Source organism: Micromonospora sp. AKA38 (assembly GCF_027925725.1).
Lineage (GTDB): Bacteria > Actinomycetota > Actinomycetes > Mycobacteriales > Micromonosporaceae > Micromonospora.
The window spans coordinates 621,873-638,777 of sequence record NZ_BNEI01000007.1 but is presented as its reverse complement, the minus strand read 5'-3'; the positions used below and the strand labels follow the sequence as shown (position 1 = coordinate 638,777).

The window sequence follows — 16,905 nt, the reverse complement described above, 5'->3', positions numbered from 1 at the left end:
TGGTAGCGACGCTGCCGCTCGCGCGCGCGGGAGAAGGGTGGTCAATTCGGCGGCGAACGGGGTCACCGTCGCGGGTGGACCTCCGGTACGGTCCGTGGGGGATTATCCACGCTTGGTCAGGCAAGCGTCGCCTTCGGGTTGTCGAGCGCGGCAGCCGTCGTCGGCCGGCCCCGTCCCACCGGTGCCAGGCCGCCGCCGCGCCCGCGCCGCCCCACTCCACCCGTCACCTGAGCGTGCACGCCGACACCGCGACCGCAGGGCCGACGCCGTCCGATATTGATCATTCTCGCCGCCCAGCTCGACCGCCCCGCCGACCGCCCAGCTCGACCGCCCCGCCGACCGCCCCGTCGTGGCCCGCCGGTCACTCGCCCGTCCCGTCTCCCGCCCGGCCCGCCCGTCCCGCCCGAGAAACGGCTTGTGATCGTGGAACCTGCACGCGGCCACGTTCGTCCGCGCCGTCACCGAACACGTGCCCCGGTGCGCCAGACCGCCCTACCAATCGTCGATCTTGCGCTTTGGGCCCACAAAGCGCGGCTTATGCGCCGTTCGTCGGGGCGGCAAGTGCAAGATCGACGCGCTGGGGGTGGGGTGGGGGCGGGGTGGGGGTTATGCTAGGCGGTGGTTTAGGGCGGTGTGTCGTCGTCCGGCGCCGACGGTGCGGACGGCGGCGGCGAGCGCGCGGCGGGAACCGACCAGGACGACCAGCTGCTTGGCGCGGGTGACAGCGGTGTAGAGCAGATTGCGTTGCAGCATCATCCAGGCGCTTGTGGTCAACGGGATCACCACGGCCGGATACTCCGAGCCCTGGGACCGGTGGATGGTCATGGCGTACGCGTGGCTGAGTTCGTCCAGCTCGTCGTAGTCGTACGCGATGTCCTCGTCCTCGTCGGTGCGGACGGTGAGTGTCTGGTCCTCGGGGGAGAGGGCGGTGACGATGCCGAGCGTGCCGTTGAAGACGCCCGCCTGACCCTTGTCGTAGTTGTTGCGGATCTGGGTGACCTTGTCGCCGATGCGGAACACCCGCCCACCCATCCGCCGTTCCGGCTGCCCCTCGCGGGGCGGGGTGAGTTTCTGCTGCAACAGCGTGTTCAGCGCGCCGGCGCCGGCCGGGCCGCGGTGCATGGGGGCGAGCACCTGGATGTCGCGTCGGGCGTCCAGGCCGAACCTGGCCGGGATGCGGGTGCAGGCGACGTCGACGGTCAGGGCGGCGGCGGCCTCGGTGTCGTCGCAGGCGAAGAGGAAGAAGTCCGGCAGCCCCTGGAGGAGGGGCGGGCGGCCGGCGTTGATGCGGTGGGCGTTGGTGACGACACCGGACTCGGCGGCCTGGCGGAAGACCTGCGTCAGCCGTACCCGGGGAATCGACGGGGCGGCGAGCAGGTCGCGGAGCACCTCACCGGCGCCGACCGACGGAAGCTGGTCGACGTCACCGACCAGTAGCAGGTGCGCACCGGGCGGGACCGCCTTGACGAGTTTGTTGGCGAGAATGAGGTCGAGCATGCTCGCCTCGTCGACGACGAGCAGATCGACGTCGATCGGATTGTCGCGGTCGTAGGTCGCGTCACCGCCGGGGCGTAGCTGCAACAGCCGGTGCACGGTGGCGGCCGGATGGCCGGTCAACTCGGCGAGACGCTTCGCGGCCCGGCCGGTCGGCGCGACGAGCGTGACCTTCGCCTTCTTCGCGGCGGCCAGCTCGACGATCGAGCGTACGGTGAAGCTCTTGCCGCAGCCCGGACCGCCGGTGAGCACCGCGACCTTCGAGGTCAGCGCGAGCCGGACGGCCTGCTCCTGTTCCGGGGCGAGGTCGTTGCCGGTGCGCGCCTTCAACCACTTCTGCGCCTTGGCCCAGTCGACGTCGTGGAAGTGGGGCAGCCGGTCGACCCGGTCGCGCAGCAGCCGGGTCAGGGACGTGGCGAGCGACTGCTCGGCGCGGTGGAACGGCACCAGGTAGACCGCCGGCACCGGCTCCCCGTTTCCGCCGGGCAGCGCCTCGCGGACGACCCCCTCGTCGGCCGCCAGGTCGTCGAGGCAGCGGGCCACCAGGTCGGCGGGCACGTCGAGGATCTTCGTCGCGTCCGCGACCAGCTCCGGTTCGGGCAGGTAGCAGTGCCCGTCGTCGGTGGCCTCGGAGAGCGTGTACTGGAGGCCGGCCATCACACGCTGCGGGCTGTCGTGCGGGATGCCCACGGACCGGGCGATGGTGTCGGCGGTCTTGAAGCCGATGCCCCACACGTCCGCCGCCAGCCGGTACGGCTCCTTGGTCACCACGTCGACGGAGGCGTCGCCGTACTGCTTGTAGATCCGTACCGCCAGCGAGGTGGACACGCCGACGCCCTGGAGGAAGACCATCACCTCCTTGATGGCCTTCTGCTCCTCCCACGCGGCGGTGATCTTCGCCGTACGCTTCGGGCCCAGCCCGGCCACCTCGACCAGCCGGGCCGGCTCGTCCTCGATGACCCGTAACGTGTCCAGGCCGAAGTGCGCGACGATCCGCTCGGCGAACACCGGCCCAATCCCCTTTACCAGGCCCGAACCGAGGTAACGCTGAATGCCCTGGATCGTGGCGGGCAGCACGGTGGTGTACGACTCGACCTCGAACTGCCGCCCGTAGCGCGGGTGCGACGACCAGCGTCCGTGCAGGCGCAGGCTCTCGCCGGGTTGCGCGCCGAGCAGCGCGCCGACCACGGTCAGCAGGTCACTGCCCCGCTCGGTGGCCACCCGGGCCACCGTGTAGCCGGTCTCCTCGTTGACGTACGTCAGGCGCTCCAGGACCGCTTCCAGCGTGGCCAGCGGAGGACGGGGTGCGGCGGTCACGGCCACCATCCTGCCTCCAACCGGCGCGGCTCTCCCAGGCCGGCTGCCGTGGTTCGTCGTTGTGCACGACGATGTCCGCATGCTCGGTCGGGCGGGCCGTGGCGAAGTAGAGCTGCTGGGACGGGATGTAGCGCTCGCGCCAACGTCGCTCGATGTCGGCCCGGGACGCCACCCGGCGCTCCCGGATCACGGCACGATCCACGGTCCTGTCGAGCGCGGTCGACACGAAGACGCGTAGGTCCCATCGGCCGATCAGTTCCGGGCGCAGGAGGAAGACGCCGTCGAAGACCAGCACGGCGTCGACGGAGGCAGTGGTGACCGGCGGGGACAGAACAGCATCCCTGGTGTGGTCGTAGACCGCGGGTTGGAAGCGTCGGTCCCCGCCCGGGCCCAGCGGATCCAGCAGCACCCGGTTCAGGGCGTGGTAGTCGTGGGTGTCGTAGTAGCAGCCCTCGGCCGAGTACTCGCCGCGCGGATAGCGCTGTGCCCGGGGGAAGAGGAAATCGTCGATCGTCGCCCGGATGACGTCGCGGCCCTGCCCGCGCAGGACCACGGCCAGCTCGTCGGCGAGGGTGGTCTTGCCGGCGGCGGGCGGTCCGTCGACGGCGACCCGGGTCGGATGGGTCACGGTGACGGACCCGACGGCCTCGGCCAGACGGCCGAGCATCTCGTCGCGGGTGCCCTGGTGCATGTCCCGCCCCGTTCTGGTCTCGCGAAGGGCCGACTCGAGTCGACCCGATGCGCGCCTGTCATTCTCCGGAGATCACGTCTGCGCTTGGAGAATCGGCTGTTCGTCAGGCGTCGGTCCAGCGCGATGACGTCGCCGGGCCGGTAGTCGTGCAGGTGCCCGGCGAAGTCGATGCCGGCCTGCCAGGTGGCCACGTCGATGCCGGAGACCGTGCCGGCCGGCACCGCCGCGACGGTGGGCGCCGCCTCGACCGGCGCCGCCGCCATGCTCACCGGTACCGCGAACGCGACCACGGCCGCCATCGCGAGCCGCCCGAGAATAGCGGTCATGCCAGCCCCCTTCTGAAGATCCACAGGGTGACCGACCCGTCAGGCACGCCGACGGGGATCTATTTCAACCCCTATCTCCGACATTGATGCACATAGTTTTGAGGGCTAACCTCTGCTCGCCATGGTCAGCACCGACCGCACGGAGGACCGCGCATGAACCAGGAAAACCCGTCCCGCTGCTGCGGCGGCGACGCAGGGCAGCCGCAGGCGGGGCTCAGCCGTCGTGCGTTGCTGCGTGGCACGGCGCTGACCACCGGCGCCCTCGCCGTCGGCGGCGTCGTCGGCCTGCCCGGGATCGCCCACGCCGCGCCCTCGATCTACAACCCGTTCTCCGGCTACCGGATCACCGGGACCTGGCAGGACCACCTCAACAGCGGCTCGCTGGGCGGCATCGACTTCGGGATGGGCGTCGGCACCAACCTGCCGGCGTGCGGCGCCGGGACGATCCAGAACATCCCGAACAACGGCACGGGCGGGCACACCGTCACGATCTACCACGCCGACGGCTACCGCAGCCAGTACATGCACCTGTCGCAGTTCCTGCTGGCCAACGGCACCGCGGTCGGCGCCGGAACGATCGTGGGCCGCTCCGGCGGCGCCGTCGGCGCCCCCGGCTCCGGCAGCTCCACCGGACCGCACCTGCACTGGCACATGATCAACCCGAGCGGCGTGCGGATCAACCCGCTGACCTACGTGGGCCAGAACCCGGGTGGCGGTGGCCTGCCGAAGACGTCCACCGAGCAGGACGGCGTCCCGGGCACGGTGTTCTACAAGCGGATGCAGAACTGGTTGCGGATCACGTCGGGGTACACCGGGCCGATCGACGGGGTGCCGGGGGCGAACACGTACGCGGCCCTGCAACGGGCCATGCGCGGCTACGGCTACACCGGCCCGATCGACGGGGTCCCGGGCACCAACACCTGGAAGGCGGTGCAGCGACTCGCCTCCGGCTACGGCTACACCGGCCCGATCGACGGCGCGATGGGCCCGAACTCCTGGCGCGGCTTCGCCCGCTTCCTCAACGAGGACCGCTGGAACTGACCCACCGTCGCACCGCAGGGGGCACCGTCCAGGTTCTGTCTCACGAATCATGAGTGGGCTGCGCTGGCACCGTTGTTGCCGGCGCAGCCCGCCGGGTCGCCGTGGCAAGACCTGCCCGAGCGGTACGGGTCCGGAGATCTCCGTAGTCCCACGGCGATGGGCAGGAAGCGGGCATACCGTGCCCCGTATTCCGCCTCCGACGCCGCCGCCGAAGCGACGGCCGGCTGCGTTGCCGGCTCAGCGATCCTCGCCGTCAAGGCGGACCTCAACCCGAGAGCCGGTGATCGGGTAGCCTCATGGCCCAGCGGGCCGTTAGCTCAATTGGCAGAGCTGAGGACTTTTAATCCTTAGGTTCTGGGTTCGAGTCCCAGGCGGCCCACCGTCACCGTGTCCGCCCGGACGCAGCGAGGTCGTCGACCGTCGCGCGGTCGGTCGCCTCCTGGCCCGCCCGGATGCTCCCCGTGGCCCCCATGCCCCCGGTGGCCGCCGCCGTTCATCTCGATCCCGCCGCCGCGCCCCGCCCTGGCTCGCATCGATCTGTTAGGGCCTCTGGCTGAGTGATGACGCTGCTCGATAACTTCTTGACCGGTATAGAAGACTCCATTACTGTACCGGTATAGAAAGCAGCGCCGATGAGTCAGGAGTTCGCCATGGAGATGCCCGCCGCCTTCGTGACCGCCGTCAACGCCGTCGACTTCGAATTCGCCAGCGCCCGCCCCGACGCCCCGGTCGTCCCGTACGTGGAGAAGCCGCCGCGCACCAGGGCCGTCCGCGCGGCCGTTGCCAGGCGTCTCGCTCGCGTCGCCAAAGTGGTCAGGCTGGCGTGACCCCGGGCTTTGATAGCCTCGTACCAGCCGGTAGGCATCGGCGTCCGCCGACCCGCACGGCGGGTGTCGGACGACAGGACCGGTCCGCCGTCAGGGCTCCCTCGCCCTCCGGCGGCGGACACATCTGGAACGACTGGTGGTGGCGTGGCGCCCCGGGTGACACTGCAGACGATCGCTGACCGGGTCGGCGTCAGTCGGATGACCGTGTCGAACGCCTTCTCCAAGCCCGACCAGTTGTCCGCGGCGCTGCGCGAGCGCATCCTCACCGCCGCCCAGGAAGTGGGCTACGTCGGCCCTGATCCGGCGGCCCGAGCCCTGGCCAAGGGCACCACCGGCGCCGTCGGCATCGTGCTGACCTCCTCGCTCCGGTTCGCCTTCACCGACCTGGTCGCCACCAGCTTCCTCGGCGCGGTCGCGGAGGAACTCGGCCCGACCGGCCTGTCCCTCACCCTGCTGACGTCGTCCGACGACGGCGCGATCATTCCGGCGCGTGACGTGGCGATCGACGGTGCGCTGGTCTACTCGTGCGATCCCACGTCCACCGCCGTCCAGTTCCTCACCCGCCGCAAGCTGCCCCTGGTCTACGTCGACCAGGTGCCGGCCGACGGGATCCCCGCCGTCAACGTGGACGACCGCGCCGGCGCTCGGGCCGCCGCCCAGCACCTGATCGACCTGGGGCACCGGCGGATCGGCCTGCTCCTGTCCGGCCTGCACGGCACGCACGGTGTGGTCACCGCGGCCGACCTCACGGTGGAGGGGCACGCCTCCACACAGCGGCTGCTCGGGTGGCGCGACGCGCTCGACGCGGCCGGCATCGATCCCGTGATGGCTCGGCAGAGCGGCGCCGATCTGGAGCAGGCGAAGGCGGGCGCCCGGCTGCTCCTGGACCGACCCGACCGGCCCACCGCGCTGCTCTGCTTCTCCGACGCTGTCGCCTACGGCGCGCTCCGGTGCGCCGAGGATCTCGGCATCGACGTGCCCGGCCAACTGTCGGTGGTCGGCTTCGACGACAACCCACTCGCCGTGCAGATCCGCCCCACCCTGACCACCGTCCGTCAGGACGTGCGGGCCAAGGGGCGGCTCGCGGCGGCAGCGCTCAGCCGCGCGATCCAGGACCGTCTCGCCGGCCGTCCGATCACCGCCGAACACACGCTGCTCCCCACCGAACTCGTCGTCCGGGACAGCACCGCCCCACCGGCGGCGGGCTGATCGCTCCGCGATTCACCGGCCACCGCGCACGCCGGCGTCCGCATCGGTGGTCCGCCTCCTCCGTCCAGCCCTCCGCCCCGGACGCACCGCCCGTCGCGCGTGCGTAACCCGGCGTCGCGTCCCCCTGACGTGGCGCTGACCTGCCGTCGAGCCGCCGGACATCGATCGGCCGTCTCCTGTTGTGCAGTCGCGGGAACGGGTCTAACCTCCGTTGCTTAAACCGGTTTAGTCGCCCGTCCGACGAGGGAGGTGCCGGTGACCCGGCCAGGTCGACCGACGATCCGCGACGTCGCCCGCGCGGCCGGCGTGTCGAAGGGTCTGGTGTCCTTCGCGCTCAACGGCCGCCCCGGGGTGGCCGACGAGACGCGGGAGCGGATCCTCACCGCCGCCCGCGCCCTGGGCTGGGAGCCGAGCCACCGGGCCCGCGCCCTGTCCGCCTCGCGGGCGTTCGCGGTCGGCCTGGTGATCGCCCGCCCGCCCGAGTTGCTCGGCGCGGACCCGTTCTTCCCCGCCTTCATCGCCGGGGTGGAGCGGACCCTGTCCGACCGGGGCCAGGCGCTCGTCCTCCAGGTGGTGCCGGAGTCGACCGAGGAGGCCGGCTACCGGAAGCTGGCCGCCGACGGCCGGGTGGACGGCGTCTTCCTGCTCGACCTGCGGGTGGACGACCCACGGCTCGCGCTGCTGGAACAGCTCGGGCTGCCGGCGGTGACGATCGCCCGCCCGATGGCACCGACCCGCTGGCCGGCGCTGCTGATCGACGACCGGCCGGGCATCGCCGCCGCGGTCGCCCACCTGGTCGAGTTGGGGCACCGGCGGATCGGGCACGTCGCCGGGCCGGACCACTTCCTGCACGGCCGGGTCCGCCGGCTGGCCTGGGAGCGGGCGCTGGCGGACGCCGGCCTGCCCGCCGACCTCTGCGTGGCGTCGGACTTCTCGGCGGCCGGCGGCGCGCAGGCCACCCGCGTGCTGCTCGACCGGGCCGAGCGGCCCACCGCGATCGTGTACGCCAACGACCTGATGGCCATCGCCGGGCTCGCGGTGGCCCGGGAACTCGGTGTCGACGTGCCCGGGCAGCTCTCCGTGACCGGGTTCGACGACGCGGAGCTGGCCGGCTACGTCAGCCCACCGCTGACCACCGTGCGGACCGACCCGTTCGAGTGGGGGCGGGCCGCCGCGCACGTCCTGCTCGAACTCATCGACGGCGAGCCGGTGGCCGACGTGCCCACGCCGCCCGCGCAGCTCGTTCTCCGTGCCTCCACCGCACCACCACCGGCGCCGCCCGCCGAGCGGCGTCGTTCCCCCGCACCGTCCCGATCGGAGCAGACATGAAACGTACCCTTCCGGCCCTGCTGCTGACCGCCGCGCTCGCCGTCACCGCGGGTTGCGACGGCAGCGGCGGTGGCGGCGACGCCGCCGAGGCCAACGCCGCCCGTGGACCGATCGACATCTGGCTCTCCAACAACCAGGAGGAACTGGCCTGGGGCAAGGCGATGGTCGAGGCGTGGAACGCGGAGCACGCCGACCAGAAGATCACCGCCCAGGAGATCCCGGCGGGCACCAGCTCGGAGGAGGTGATCGGGGCCGCCATCACCGCCGGCAACGCGCCCTGCCTGATCTTCAACACCGCGCCGGCGGCCGTGCCGCAGTTCCAGAAGCAGGGCGGGCTGGTCGCCCTGGACTCGTTCGACGGCGGTGCCGCCTACATCGCCGAGCGCACCGGTCAGACGGCGGACCAGTACAAGTCGCCGGACGGCAAGTTCTACCAACTGCCGTGGAAGTCCAACCCGGTGATGATCTTCTACAACAAGACGATCTTCGCCAAGGCCGGCCTGGACCCGGAGCGGCCCCCGCTGGCGACGTACGACGAGTTCCTCGCCGCCGCCCGGAAGATCAAGTCGTCGGGCGCCGCGCAGGCCGCCATCTACCCGGCCCCGACCAGTGAGTTCTTCCAGTCCTGGTTCGACTTCTACCCGCTGTTCGCGGCCGAGACCGGTGGCAAGCAGCTCGTCGACCAGGGCAAGGCCCAGTTCGACTCGCCGGAGGGCCAGCGGGTCGCGGAGTTCTGGAAGACGCTCTACGCCGAGGGCCTCGCCCCGAAGGAGAAGTACAACGGCGACTCGTTCGCCGACGGCAAGGCCGCCATGGCCATCGTCGGCCCGTGGGCGATCTCGGTGTACGGCAGCAAGGTGAAGTGGGGCGCGGTGCCGGTGCCGACGTCCACCGGCAAGCCGGCCGACCAGATCCGCACGTTCAGCGACGCGAAGAACGTCGCCATGTACTCCGCCTGCAAGAACCGCGCCACCGCCTGGGACGTGATGCGCTTCGCCACCAGCAAGGAGCAGGACGGCGCGTTGCTGGCCAAGACCGGTCAGATGCCGCTGCGCACCGACCTGGCCGCCGCCTACCCGGACCACTTCGCCAAGAACCCGGCCTACCAGGCGTTCGCCGACCAGGCGGCCCGGACGGTCGAAGTGCCGAACGTGCCGAACTCGGTGGCCGTCTGGCAGGCGTTCCGCGACGCGTACTCCGAGTCGGTGATCTTCGGTAAGAAGCCGGTGCCCGACGCCCTCGGTGCCGCCGCGGACAAGGTCGACCAGCTCGCCACCGGCTCCTGATGTCCACCGCCCACACCGCGGCGCCCCCCGCCCCCGGGGCCGCCGCGCGAAGCCCGAAACCGGCCGGCCGGGGCCGGGTGGCGGCCGTGCTGGGCCGCCACCCGGTGGGCATGGTGCTGGCCGCGCCGTACGCGGTCTTCATCGCCGTGGTGTTCGCCTACCCGCTCGGGTTCGCGATCTGGATGAGCTTCCACGACTACTTCTTCGCCGCGCCGGGCGCGGTGGTGGACCGGCCCTTCGTGGGGCTGGACAACTACCGCGCGGTGCTCGCCGACCCCGCGGTCCGTCAGTCGTTCGGCAACATCGGGATCTTCCTGGTCATCAACGTGCCGCTGACCACGGTGCTGGCGCTGCTGCTGGCGGTCGCGCTGAACCGGGTGGTGCACGCCCGGACGTTCCTGCGGGTCGCGTTCTACGTGCCGTACGTGACCGCAAGCGTGGCGGTGGTCGGGGTGTGGTTGTTCCTGTTCAACGCCGACGGCCTGGTCAACTCCGTGCTCGGCCCGCTGGCGCCCGACCCGTCCTGGCTGGTGAACGCCGGTCTGGCGATGCCGGTCATCGCGGTGTTCGTGGTCTGGAAGCAGCTCGGCTTCTTCATCCTGCTCTACCTCGCCGCGCTCCAGAACGTGCCGAAGGAGCTGTACGAGTCGGCGTCGGTCGACGGCGCGGGCTGGTGGCGGCGGTTCCGGTCGGTGACCGTGCCGGCGGTCCGCCCGGCGACCGCCCTGGTGGTCATCCTGGCCACCATCACCGGCGCCAACCTGTTCACCGAGCCCTACCTGCTCACCGGCGGGGGCGGCCCGAACGGCGCGTCCGCCTCCCCGGTGCTGGTGATGTACCAGCGCGGCATCCAGCAGGGCCAGCCGGACGTGGCCGCCGCCATCGGTGTGCTGCTGGTCATCGGGGTGCTGCTCATCTCGTTGGTCAACCGCCGGCTGATCGAGAGGGACTGACGTGACACCGACCTCCACCGCCCGCTGGCCGGGGCTGCTGCGCCACGTGGTGCTGTTCGCCGGGGCCCTGCTGTTCCTCTTTCCCTTCTACTACATGCTGATCGGCAGCCTCCAGGCCGAACCGGACACCTCGGTCGCCGGGGCGTTCCCCACCTCCGGCCTCACCCTGGACAACTACCGGGACATCAACTCCCGGGTCGACCTGCTCGGCTCGCTGATCAACTCGGGCGTCTTCACCGGCGGCGTCATCCTCGGCACCGTGGTCTTCGGGGTGCTCGCCGGCTACGCGCTGGCCCGGCTGCGGTTCCGCGGCCGGGGCACGCTGTTCGCGCTGGTGCTGCTGGTCCAGGTGATCCCGTTCCAGCTCCTGCTGATCCCGCTCTACGTGCTGATCGTGCGCGGGTACGGGCTGGCCGACTCCTACCTCGGGATGATCCTGCCGTTCGCGATCAACACCACCGCGGTCTTCGTCTTCCGGCAGTTCTTCCTGCAACTGCCGGACGAGCTGTTCGCCGCCGCCCGGATCGACGGCGCCGGGGAACTGCGGGTGCTCTGGTCGGTGGCGTTGCCGCTGGTCCGCCCCGCGCTGCTGACCGCGGTGCTGCTCACCTTCATCGGGCCGTGGAACGAGTTCCTCTGGCCGTTCCTGATCACCAAGCAGGCGGACATGCAGCCCCTCGCGGTCTCCCTGGCCAACTACATCAGCAACGTCGCGGCCCGCGCCGCCAACCCGTACGGCGCGGTGCTGGCCGGGGCCTGTGTGCTCGCCGCGCCGGCCGTCGGCCTCTTCGTGGCCTTCCAACGCCACTTCATCTCCACCGACGTCGGATCCGGAGTGAAAGGTTGACATGCGATCCCTCTCGACCACTGTCCCGTACACGCTGACCCGGCTGGGCGTGCTGATGGCGCCCGACCCGGCCGAACCCTTCGAGGCCGCCGGCGTGCTCAACCCGGCGAGCGGGCGGACCCCGGACGGCCGGCTGCACCTGCTGCCCCGGCTGGTCGCCGACGGCAACGTGTCCCGCGTCGGGCTCGCCGAGGTGGAACTGCGCGACGGCGTACCGGTCGGCGTGCGCCGGCACGGCGTCGTGCTGGCCCCGGACGAAGGCTGGGAGCGCGGCCTCAACAACGCCGGGGTGGAGGACCCGCGCACCACCTGGGTGCCGGACCTCGGCCAGCACCTGATGACGTACGTGGCGTACGGGCCGCTCGGCCCCCGCCTCGCGCTGGCCGTCTCCACCGACCTGCGCTCCTGGCGGCGGCTCGGCCCGGTGCAGTTCGCCTACCAGCCCGACCTGGACACCGATCTCAACCTGTTCCCCAACAAGGACGCGGTGTTCTTTCCCGAACCGGTGCCCGGCCCGGACGGCCGGCCCTGCTACGCCATGCTGCACCGGCCGATGTGGGACCTCGGCTGGTTCCGCCCCGGCGAGGGCGTGCACCTGCCGGCCGGCACCACCGACGAGCGACCCGGCATCTGGATCTCGTACGTGCCGGCGGACGAGGTGCACGCCGACGTCACCGCGCTAACCCGCCCTCGCGACCACCGCTGCGTGGCGCTTCCCGAGTTCCCCTACGAGGAGCTGAAGATCGGCGCCGGCCCGCCGCCGCTGCGGGTGCCGGAGGGCTGGCTGCTGCTCCACCACGGGGTGACCGGCCACGTCCCCAGCGGCTGGGACCCGACCACCCAACGCGTCGAGTACGCCGCCGGGGCGATGCTGCTGGACCCGGCCGACCCGGCCCGGGTGCTGGCCCGCACCGCCGAGCCCATCCTCGTGCCGGACACCGAGGACGAGAAGGCCGGCACCGTGCCCAACGTCGTCTTCCCCACCGCGATCGAGGAGGTCGACGGCGTGCGGTTCGTGTTCTACGGGATGGCGGACACGAAGATCGGCGTCGCCCGGCTCGACCACACCCCCTGACGCCCCGAGGAGACCACCATGAAACGCCGATCCCTCCTGCTGGGCGGCGGCCTCGCCCTCGGCGCCCCGCTGCTGGTGGCGGCCCCGGCCCGGGCCACCACCGGAACCGCGTTGACGAACCTGTCCCACCTGCACTTCTTGGGTGACCGGGTCACCCCGCCCGCGCAGGCCGGGCACACCACGTACCGGCTCGCCGACACGCCGACGGTCGGGGTGCTCTGGACGTACGCCGAGCCGAACCCGGACGGCACGTTCCGGCGCGTCGGCGGCGGGGCGTACGACCCGGCGACGGACACCTGGGGGCAGGGCGCCTACAACGCCGACGACATCGCCCGCGCCGCCGTGGTCTACCTGCGACACTGGCGGTCCACCGGTGCCACCACCAGCCGCGACGCCTCGTACGCCCTGCTGCGGGGCCTGACCTATCTCCAGACCGCCACCGGGCCGGACGCCGGGAACGTGGTGCTCTGGATGCAACCCGACGGCACGCTGAACCCGAGCGCCGAACCGGTCGAGCTGCCCGACCCGTCCGACAGCGGCCCGTCGTACTGGCTGGCCCGCACCGTCTGGGCGCTGGGCGAGGGGTACGCCGCCTGGCGTACCGCCGACCCCTGGTTCGCGTCGTTCCTGCGCGAGCGGCTCGACCTCGCGGTCGGCGCGTTGGAACGCCAGGTGCTCGTCCGGTACGGCACGTGGCAGGTCGTCGACGGTGAGCGGACCCCCGGCTGGCTGATCGCGGACGGCGCGGACGCCACCGCGGAGGCCGTGCTGGGGCTGGCCGCGTACGTGCGGGCCGGTGGCGGCGCCGGGGCGCGGCGGGCGCTCAGCCGGTTCGCCGAGGGCGTCGCCGCGCTGGCCGACGGGGACGTCCGGGAATGGCCGTTCGGCGCGGTCCGCCCCTGGGCGCTGTCCCGGTCGGTGTGGCACGCCTGGGGTTCGCAGATGCCCGCGGCGCTGGCCGTCGCCGCGCGGGTGCTCGGTGACCGGCGGTTGCTGCCGGCGGCGGTCGCCGACGCGGCGGTCTTCACGCCGTGGCTGCTCACCTCCGGTGGCCCGGACAACGGGCGGCAGCCCACCCCGACGGACCGGTCGCAGATCGCCTACGGCGTGGACTCCCGCGTGCAGTCGCTGCTCGCCGTCGCCGACGCCACCGGGCGCGACGGGTTCCGGCAGCTCGCCGGCATGACGGCCGCCTGGTACTTCGGCGCCAACGCGGCCGGCGTGCCCGGGTACGACCCGGCGACCGGGCGCACCGTCGACGGCATCGCCGGCGACGGGACGGTCAACCGCAACGCCGGCGCCGAGTCGACCATCCACGGCCTGCTCAGCATGCTGGCGTTGGACGCCCACCCCGAGGTGGCGGCGCTGGCCCGGCAGGGCCGGATCGTGGCGCGGGTCGGCGGCACCGTGGTGGAGGCCGAACAGGCCACGCTGACCGGCGGCGCGGACGTGGTCACCCCCGACTCGACGTGGACCGGCGAGTCCGCGTTCAGCGGCGCGTACGCCCTGCTGCCGGCCGGCGCGACCGCCCGCTGGCGGTTGCCGGCCGCGGACCAGCCCCGGCTGGTGCTGCCGGTGGTCGAGTTGCGGCCGGGCAGCCGGGCCGTCACCCGGTGGTCCGCCGCCTCGCCCGACGGCCGGGCGCGGACCGTGGGCACCGTCCGACACGGGCGGGTCGGCGCGCAGGGGACCTCCCCGGCGCCCGGCGCGCTGCTGCCGGTGACGCCGAGCGGCCCGGCGGAGGCACCGGCCGACGCCGTCGACCTGGTCGCGGTCTCGGCCGGCGGGGACGCGGTGGTCGACGCGGTCCTGCTCGAACCGCTCGTCTCCCGGTACGTGATCGCCGGCACCGGATCGACGACGGCGTTGCTGCGCAGTGCCGCCCGCACGCCCCGGACCGTCCCGGTCACCGTGCCCGGCGCGGGGACGGCGTGCGTCGAGACGTACGACGCGCAGGGCGTGCGGCGCTCCCGGACCCGGACCCGGGGTGGCACGGTGCCGGCGGAGGTGCTGCCCGGCGGCTTCACGCTCGTCCGGCGCTGACGGGCGCGGCCCGGGCGGTCTTCCCCGCCCGGGCCGGAAGTCGCGCTCCCGCGCGGTTGCTGGCCGGTTCAGCGGGTACCGGACCGGGCATGCGCATCGTGATCGTGGGGGCGACCGGAAACGTGGGAACGGCGGTCCTGCGTCGGTTGCGGCAGGAGTCGGGGGCGGAACTGGTCGGCGTGGCCCGTCGGCTGCCCGGGCCGGACGCCGGTGAGCCGTACGACGACGTCGAGTGGCACTCCTGCGACATCGGCGCGCCCCGCGCGGCCGACGAGCTGGTGCGGATCTTCGCCGGGGCGCGGGCGGTCGTGCACCTGGCCTGGCAGATCCAGCCCAGCCACGACCGGCGCACGCTCTACCGGACCAACGTCGGCGGCAGCCGCGCGGTCATCGAGGCCACCGTCCGGGCCGGCGTTCCCGCCCTGGTGTACGCCTCATCCGTCGGCACCTACGCGCCCGGCCCGAAGGACCATCCGGTCAGCGAGAACTGGCCGGCGACCGGGGTGCGGACGTCGTCGTACAGCCGGGACAAGGCGGAGGTGGAGGCGCTGCTGGACGACGTGCGGCGGGAGCACCCGGAACTGCGGGTGGTCCGGCTGCGGCCGGGTCTGATCTTCCAGCGTGACGCCGGCACCGAGATCAGCCGCTACTTCCTCGGCCCGCTGGTGCCGGTGCGGCTGCTGCGCTACGGCCGGATCCCGCTGGTGCCCTCGCACAGGCGGCTCCGGATACAGGCGGTGCACGCCGACGACGTGGCCGACGCGTACGCCCGGGCGGTCCTGGGCGACGCGCGCGGCGCGTTCAACGTGGCGACCGACCCGGTGTTGACGCCAGCGCTGGTGGCGCGGCACTTCCACGGCTGGACCGTGCCGGTGGCGGTGCCGGTGCTGCGCGCCGCGGCGGCGGTGACCTGGCGGGCCCGGCTGCAACCGGTCGACACCGGCTGGGTGGACCTGGCGCTGAACGTCCCGCTGATGTCCGCGCAGCGGGCCGAGACGGACCTCGGCTGGGTGCCCCGGGTCGACACGGTGACCGCCCTGAAGGACCTCATCGCCGGCATGTCGACGAGGTCGGGAACCAAGTCCCCGCCCCTGTCGACGGACCCCACCCTCCCCGGCCGCGCGGCTGCCGTGCCGAAGGGCCACCTCCCCGGCCACCCCAACCCCTACTGATCAGCGGGGTGAGAAGGTGCCCCTTCTCTACCGGAGGCGTTAAGCAGGGGGCCGGCCTTCAGCCTCGGGTGAGGCGGGCGCCGAGGAAGAAGATGCCGGGCTTCGTCTCGAAGCCTCGGCTGGGGTTGCGGCGCAGCGTCGAGCTGGTGATCGACAGGGTGCCGGTGCGGTTGTTGCTGACGAAGAAGATGGCGCCGCCGCCCTCGTTGGCGCTGTTGTCCTCGACGACCGTGCCGGCGAGCTTCACCGTGAACTCGTTGCCGTCGCAGTAGATCGCGCCGCCGCTGCCGCCGCCCGGCGTACCGCCCCGGGCCGGGTTCGCGCCGGTGCCGACCGCCTGGTTGTCGCGGAAGACGCTGTTCAGCACCGTCCAGGAGACGCCGATGCTGCTCAACGCCGCGCCGTTGGCGCACACCCCGCCGGTGAACGTGCTGCCCACCACGTACACCGGCTTGTTCTCGAACTGGCTGAGCACCCGCAGCGCGGCGCCGCCCAGGTCCGGCCCGGTACGGTCGCAGCGGTTGTCGACGAACCGGGAGTTGACCACCTTGACCCGGCCGCCACGGACGAAGATCGCGCCGCCCCCGCCGCCCTCGGTCTTCTCGCCCGTCGAGTTGCCGTTCGCGAACGTCAGGTTCTGCACGGTGAGCTGCGGGTGGTCCTGGTTCTGGCAGTGCGAGGTGGTGAAGCCCTGCGCCGGGTCGCAGGTGTTCAGGTAGAGGATCCGTCGGCTGCCGCCGCCGCTCAGCGTGACCTTGCCGCCGCCGTCCAGCACGATGCGCGGACCGTGCGCGTTCACCACCTTGGCGGTGGCCTTCATGGTGATGGTCACCGGCGCCGGGCCGCAGTCGAACGTGATGACGCCGCCGGCCGCCACCGCCTTCACCACCGCCGCCGAGGTGCAGCTCGCCGGCGTGCCGGTGCCGACGGTACGGGTCGGACGCGACGTGTCCACGGCCCGCGCCTCGGCCGGCACGGTGGCCCGCCCGTCCGGGTTGCCGGCGCGGAACGCGACAGCGGCCGGGCCGGGGCTCGGCTTGGCGGTGCCGAGGCCGGCGCGGGCGCTCGGCGAGACGGCCGGGGCGGCCGGGGCAGCGGCATCGGTGGCACCGGAAGGTGTGCCGGCCGGGGTGGCGGCGGCCGGGGCGGTCCGGTCGGACGGCTCGCCGCCGCACCCGGGCAGCGTGGCGGTGGCCAGGGCGAGGACGAGGAGGGAGACAGCGGACTTCACGCGCACCCGCCGATGCTAGGGGGACCGGCCGCCCCGGCACGACTCCGCCGGCGATCCTTAACCC

13 protein-coding genes, 1 tRNA gene and 1 pseudogene are annotated in these 16,905 nt (G+C 72.6%); 12 read left to right on the top strand and 3 right to left on the bottom strand.

Going from position 1 to position 16,905, the window contains the following annotated elements:
* Positions 1–606: 606 nt before the first annotated feature.
* Both recD2 and TPA0908_RS30260 read right to left on the bottom strand, forming a co-directional pair.
* The gene (gene recD2 / locus TPA0908_RS30265; protein ID WP_281943772.1) at positions 607–2,820 is read right to left on the bottom strand and encodes an SF1B family DNA helicase RecD2; all 2,214 of its coding nucleotides are present in this window, start codon (positions 2,818–2,820) and stop codon (positions 607–609) included.
* 13 nt (positions 2,821–2,833) lie between these two features.
* Positions 2,834–3,502, bottom strand: a pseudogene (locus TPA0908_RS30260) (cytidylate kinase family protein); the annotation flags it as partial.
* A gap of 195 nt (positions 3,503–3,697) precedes the next feature.
* On the opposite strand from TPA0908_RS30260, the gene TPA0908_RS30255 reads away from it, so the two are divergent.
* The 12 genes from TPA0908_RS30255 to TPA0908_RS30200 all read left to right on the top strand — a co-directional run bounded on the left by TPA0908_RS30255 (position 3,698) and on the right by TPA0908_RS30200 (position 15,610).
* A complete protein-coding gene (locus TPA0908_RS30255) occupies positions 3,698–3,844 on the top strand; it encodes a hypothetical protein (RefSeq protein ID WP_281943771.1) in 147 nt (48 codons plus the stop codon).
* 137 nt (positions 3,845–3,981) lie between these two features.
* The gene (locus tag TPA0908_RS30250; protein WP_281943770.1) at positions 3,982–4,869 is read left to right on the top strand and encodes a peptidoglycan DD-metalloendopeptidase family protein; all 888 of its coding nucleotides are present in this window, start codon (positions 3,982–3,984) and stop codon (positions 4,867–4,869) included.
* A gap of 306 nt (positions 4,870–5,175) precedes the next feature.
* A tRNA-Lys gene (locus tag TPA0908_RS30245) sits at positions 5,176–5,248 on the top strand.
* Positions 5,249–5,501: 253 nt separating this feature from the next.
* The gene (locus TPA0908_RS30240; RefSeq protein ID WP_281943769.1) at positions 5,502–5,696 is read left to right on the top strand and encodes a hypothetical protein; all 195 of its coding nucleotides are present in this window, start codon (positions 5,502–5,504) and stop codon (positions 5,694–5,696) included.
* Positions 5,697–5,852: 156 nt separating this feature from the next.
* Complete coding sequence (locus TPA0908_RS30235) at positions 5,853–6,905, top strand: LacI family DNA-binding transcriptional regulator (protein ID WP_281943767.1); 1,053 nt, start codon at positions 5,853–5,855, stop codon at positions 6,903–6,905.
* A 255-nt stretch (positions 6,906–7,160) separates the two neighbouring features.
* Positions 7,161–8,234: a LacI family DNA-binding transcriptional regulator gene (locus tag TPA0908_RS30230; protein ID WP_281943765.1), complete on the top strand. Its 1,074-nt coding sequence runs from the start codon at positions 7,161–7,163 to the stop codon at positions 8,232–8,234.
* The gene (locus TPA0908_RS30225; RefSeq protein ID WP_281943763.1) at positions 8,231–9,520 is read left to right on the top strand and encodes an extracellular solute-binding protein; all 1,290 of its coding nucleotides are present in this window, start codon (positions 8,231–8,233) and stop codon (positions 9,518–9,520) included. The genes TPA0908_RS30230 and TPA0908_RS30225 overlap by 4 nt, the downstream gene beginning before the upstream one ends.
* On the top strand, positions 9,520–10,473 hold the full coding sequence (locus TPA0908_RS30220) for a carbohydrate ABC transporter permease (protein ID WP_281943761.1): 954 nt from the start codon (positions 9,520–9,522) through the stop codon (positions 10,471–10,473). The genes TPA0908_RS30225 and TPA0908_RS30220 overlap by 1 nt, the downstream gene beginning before the upstream one ends.
* Position 10,474: 1 nt before the next feature.
* Positions 10,475–11,320, top strand: coding sequence for a carbohydrate ABC transporter permease (locus TPA0908_RS30215; protein WP_281943759.1), 846 nt, complete (start codon positions 10,475–10,477; stop codon positions 11,318–11,320).
* A 1-nt stretch (position 11,321) separates the two neighbouring features.
* Positions 11,322–12,395 carry a glycoside hydrolase family 130 protein gene (locus TPA0908_RS30210; protein ID WP_281943757.1) on the top strand — a complete coding sequence of 358 codons (1,074 nt, stop codon included), beginning with the start codon at positions 11,322–11,324 and terminating at the stop codon, positions 12,393–12,395.
* Between the two features lie 18 nt (positions 12,396–12,413).
* A complete protein-coding gene (locus TPA0908_RS30205; protein ID WP_281943755.1) occupies positions 12,414–14,438 on the top strand; it encodes a hypothetical protein in 2,025 nt (674 codons plus the stop codon).
* 89 nt (positions 14,439–14,527) lie between these two features.
* Entirely contained in the window at positions 14,528–15,610 is a 1,083-nt protein-coding gene (locus TPA0908_RS30200; RefSeq protein ID WP_281943753.1) for an NAD-dependent epimerase/dehydratase family protein, read from the top strand.
* 58 nt (positions 15,611–15,668) lie between these two features.
* Here TPA0908_RS30200 and TPA0908_RS30195 read toward each other — a convergent pair whose 3' ends face one another.
* Positions 15,669–16,841, bottom strand: coding sequence for a hypothetical protein (locus TPA0908_RS30195; RefSeq protein WP_374709279.1), 1,173 nt, complete (start codon positions 16,839–16,841; stop codon positions 15,669–15,671).
* Positions 16,842–16,905: the final 64 nt, after the last annotated feature.